We start from the raw sequence: 4444 nt of genomic DNA, 5'->3' as shown, positions 1-4444 counted from the left end.
GTCTGATAAATTGTTAAAGAGCAGTGCCGCGATTTCTCTAGCGGCGCGGGATGCGTATATTACGCTTTCCGCATTCTCAGTCAAGCATTTATTTTTGCTTTTCTGAAGGTTGCCTTGAAGACCACCTCCTGAACACATCGCTTCGTAAGCCGTTGTTCCGTGTCAGTGGAGGCGCAGTATAGGGATTTCTTCGGAGCTGACAAGTGCTAATTTCAAATTAATTTTCGAGTGCTGATTTTTTCGGCTAAACACGACTAAACTGCTAATTTTTCCAGCAACGGGAAGCCATAACGCTGCAAAATCGGTGACAATTTCGTCACTTCATCATCCATTCGCGTACAGAACGCTAAATTCTGCCCGGATGACACAGCATGCGGCGCTTCATGTTCCAATAACCAGACGGTACGACGTGCAATAGCCGCGCCTGAATCCACTAAACGCGTCCCTTCCGGCAACACCAATTGCAATTCATCACGCAATAAAGGGAAATGCGTGCATCCCAGCACTACGGTATCCGGCGGTTCTTTCATACGTAGCCAGGGTTGCACAGCGCGGCGCACATCAGCTAACTCAACATCTTCGCCATGCAGCTTGGCTTCCGCCAGCTCCACCAGCTCAGCCGAACCGAGCATTTCAATTTTACAATCGCGGGCAAACTGCGCCACTAACTCATGCGTATAAGGACGTTTCACCGTGCCACGCGTCGCCAGCAATCCCACCACACCATTACGCGTCAGGCGTGCAGCAGGTTTAATGGCAGGCACCACCCCGACAACCGGGAATTCAAAGCGCTCACGCAGAGCCGGTAAAGAGATGGTGCTGGCAGAGTTACACGCGATGATCACCAGCGCCAGCGGGAAACGCTGCGTGATAGCCGTCACCACAGCCACCACACGCTCGACAATAAAGTCTTCGGATTTTTCGCCGTACGGAAAACCTTCATTATCGAAGGCGTAGAGATAGTGAAGATCCGGCAATAAATGTCGGACCTCATCATAAACGGAGAGCCCACCGACGCCGGAGTCAAACACCAGCACGGTGGGACGCAGATCAGAAGCTGTAGCTGGCGCTGAGGTAATACTCCGTTCCTGGAGTTGGATAGCCATACGCTGTCTCATAATCTTTATCGAACAGGTTGGCAATTCTACCACGAACGGTGAGCTGTGATGTGACCGGATACGAGACAGCGAGATCTACCGTGCTGTAACTTGATAAGCGACGCTGCTCACTCGCATATTCGCTGGTGTTGTTATCGTAGCGCTTGCCGAAGTACTGATAGATGACGTCGATATCAAAGTCATACACCGTCATACCCAGCTGATATTTCGCTTGTTCACGCGCACGACGCGCCAGTGTTTCACCATCAGAATCACGGCGAGCATCCAGATAACCCAGGGTGATCTGATGATGAAGGAAGCGGGTATCAAAATCAGCTGTGGCTTCAATACCTTTCAGCGTAACGGCTTTTTCATTGTAATAGCCGCCCTCAAATGTCACGGGATCAGAAGCATAGGTAATAAGATTACTGACTTTATTGTGATACGCCGCAACACGCCAGTTAACCGGGCCGGTTAAACCTTCCAGCGCAGCTTCCCACTGTTTTGATTTCTCCGGGTTCAGATCGGGATTTGAACTAATGCCGTAACGCTTCAAACCATATAACTGACCGAGCGTTGGTGCCTGGAAACCTGTCCCATAAGAGAGTGAAGCTTTATAGCCCGGCACAAACTCCCAACCCGCTGCCGTTTGCCAGGTGCCATGGCGACCAAAGTCTTGGTTATCATCACCGCGCGCAGAGCCTTCAAGCGTAACGTTGCCAAACTGCTGCTGCGCCGTCAGATAGGCGCCGGTGTTATCCTGCTTATAGCCATCTTCATCACGCGAGGCACCAGAATAGAGTTGTCCAATGGAGTTCAGCTTCTGCTGTTGCCAATCCAGCCCCGCGCTGACCATACCGTGCCCCACCGCCAGGGTGTTGCCCCACTGCAGGTTGCGCTGCTCCATATCATCCAAACTGTTGGAGTCCGCATAGCGACCGTCAGCACCAACGTAGTTGTAGATTTTGTACTTCTGATAACTGGCGGTCAGCTGTGAAGAGTAAGCGTCATGATTAAAGCGCAGGCCGGTATCAAACGAGTGATTATAGATTTGCTGCTCATCCTGACCACCGACATAGCCCGCATCATAATCTGAGTTCGCGGCATAGCCATAACCGCGAAAGAAGCCAGAAAACGTGTCATTAAACTTATGATCAACGCCGGCCCAGAATGCTTTATTGCGCCAGCCATCACGGTCGCGATCGGTCGCAGACGTTGAGCCGGGCTGAACGTTATAGCCGTTAGTGGCCTGATAAGAACCCGCTACCGTCAAACGCGTCTGGTCAGTGACATTCTGATTGATGCCGCCGCTGTACTCCTGATATCCCTTCGAGCCAAAGCCCGCTGAAAGTGAATTTTGGTTATTAGGGTTTTGCGTAATGACGTTAACTACGCCGCCAATCGCATCCGCACCGTAAACGGCAGAACGCGGACCGCGAATAAACTCGACACGCTGAATAATGGAAACCGGGATTTGGTTAAAGTCAGCAACGCCAGTGATACCGGGTTTAGAAAACGGCACACCGTCAATTAAGATCAGCGTATGACGCGCTTCCGAGCCACGCACATACATAGAAGCGCTTTGACCGATACCGCCGCTTTGCGCGATATCCACACCAGGCAAGCGGCGCAGCACTTCCAGCAGGTTTTTCGATTGCCACTGATCAATCTCGTCACGCGTGACGACAGACGTTGAAGCCAGTACCGAAGAGACCGGCTGTGCGAAGCGGTTAGCCGTTACGATTTGCGTATCATCATTCTGCTGGGCATAGCCAAATTGCGCCCAGAGAGACAACGCCGTTGCACTGAAGGCAAACAGCGAAGCATGTGTGTTTTTCATTGTTATAGCATCCAAAAGACGAAGCAGGATGCCGCACGACTACAACCAATAGCTCGCGATGGTCGTATGTATTGCGACGTCACACCGGCAGGTCTTCGGGCTGAGAATCATAAATGGTGAAAAACTTCCCATCCGGCAGGACAGTGTTTATAGGTGCCATCACCACGACATTCTTTACCGCTGCGCGTCAGCTCCAGATTCACACTGGATTCCCTTTTAACTCAAGGAGGCCGGCAGGCGCAGTCTACGGCCAGGAAGGCCGGAAATCCAGACTTCCAGCCATCTTGTTTTCCACAGGGCTGGACATCAGCAGTTGAATGCCTACAATCGCCCGGCAAGCCAGCTTATTACCAGGATTAAAGATGACACCCGAACAGCTCCCGATTGAACAATACGACGCGCAACTGGCGGAAAAGGTCAGCCGCTTACAGGCGATGATGGTGCCCTTTGCCGCGCCCGACGTGGAGGTGTTCCGCTCACCGGTCAGCCACTATCGGATGCGCGCCGAATTCCGCATCTGGCATGACGGTGACGATCTCTACCACATCATCTTTGATCAGGAGACCAAACAACGTATTCGTGTCGATCAATTCCCGGCCGCCAGTGCATTGATCAACCAGTTAATGCCGAAATTGATCAATGCGATCCGGGATAACCGCGCACTGCGTTTTAAGTTATTCCAGATCGATTACCTGTCGACCATGAGCAACCAGATCGTCATCTCGCTGCTCTATCACCGCAAGCTGGAAGAGGAGTGGACTGCAGCAGCCAGCGCCCTGCGCGACAGCCTGCGCGCTGAAGGTTTTGATGTGCAGCTGATTGGTCGCGCCACCAAAACCAAAATCTGTCTCGATCGCGATTACGTCGATGAACGCTTGCCGGTCGCTGGCAAAGAGATGATTTATCGTCAGGTAGAGAACAGCTTCACCCAACCAAACGCGGCGATGAATATTCAGATGCTGGAGTGGGCACTGGACGTGACGCAGGATTCGCGTGGCGATCTGCTGGAACTCTATTGCGGGAATGGTAATTTCTCGCTGGCGCTGGCACGCAACTTCCGCCGCGTATTGGCCACGGAGATTGCCAAACCATCGGTGGCTTCTGCGCAATACAATATTGCCGCCAACCACATTGATAACGTGCAGATCATTCGCATGGCCGCCGAGGAATTTACTCAGGCGATGAACGGCGTACGCAGCTTCAATCGCTTAGAAGGCATCGATCTGAAGAGCTATCAGTGCGAAACCATTTTCGTCGATCCGCCGCGCAGCGGGCTGGATGCGGAAACCGTGAAGATGGTGCAGGCGTATCCGCGCATCCTTTATATCTCCTGCAATCCGCAAACGCTGTGCGAAAACCTTGCGGTGCTGGCAGAAACCCATGATGTCACGCGGCTGGCGCTGTTTGATCAATTCCCCTACACCCATCATATGGAGTGTGGCGTGCTGCTGACGCTGAAAGCCTAAACAAAAACGGGAACCCTAAGGTCTGAGGGATCCCCAGGAAT

The 4444-nt window shown here is 52.4% G+C and carries 3 protein-coding genes and 1 riboswitch; of the genes, 1 reads left to right on the top strand and 2 read right to left on the bottom strand.

Features of this window, described 5'->3' with window-relative positions:
* Positions 1–254 precede the first annotated feature (254 nt).
* Together murI and btuB are read right to left on the bottom strand one after the other, a co-directional pair.
* The gene (gene murI, locus PMI17_RS04135; protein WP_007886469.1) at positions 255–1106 is read right to left on the bottom strand and encodes a glutamate racemase; all 852 of its coding nucleotides are present in this window, start codon (positions 1104–1106) and stop codon (positions 255–257) included.
* Positions 1051–2937, bottom strand: coding sequence for a TonB-dependent vitamin B12 receptor BtuB (btuB, locus tag PMI17_RS04130; protein WP_007886462.1), 1887 nt, complete (start codon positions 2935–2937; stop codon positions 1051–1053). Before btuB ends, murI begins: the two co-directional genes overlap by 56 nt.
* Before the next feature lie 68 nt (positions 2938–3005).
* A riboswitch (cobalamin riboswitch) is annotated at positions 3006–3187 on the bottom strand.
* Positions 3188–3299: 112 nt separating this feature from the next.
* Here btuB and trmA point away from each other — a divergent pair.
* Positions 3300–4403: a tRNA (uridine(54)-C5)-methyltransferase TrmA gene (trmA, locus tag PMI17_RS04125; RefSeq protein WP_007886461.1), complete on the top strand. Its 1104-nt coding sequence runs from the start codon at positions 3300–3302 to the stop codon at positions 4401–4403.
* Positions 4404–4444 lie beyond the last annotated feature (41 nt).

This window comes from Pantoea sp. GM01, assembly GCF_000282675.1.
Classification (GTDB): Bacteria; Pseudomonadota; Gammaproteobacteria; order Enterobacterales; family Enterobacteriaceae; genus Pantoea; species Pantoea nemavictus.
Note: the sequence above shows the minus strand (reverse complement) of the source record. Positions and strands in the feature narration are given on the sequence as shown.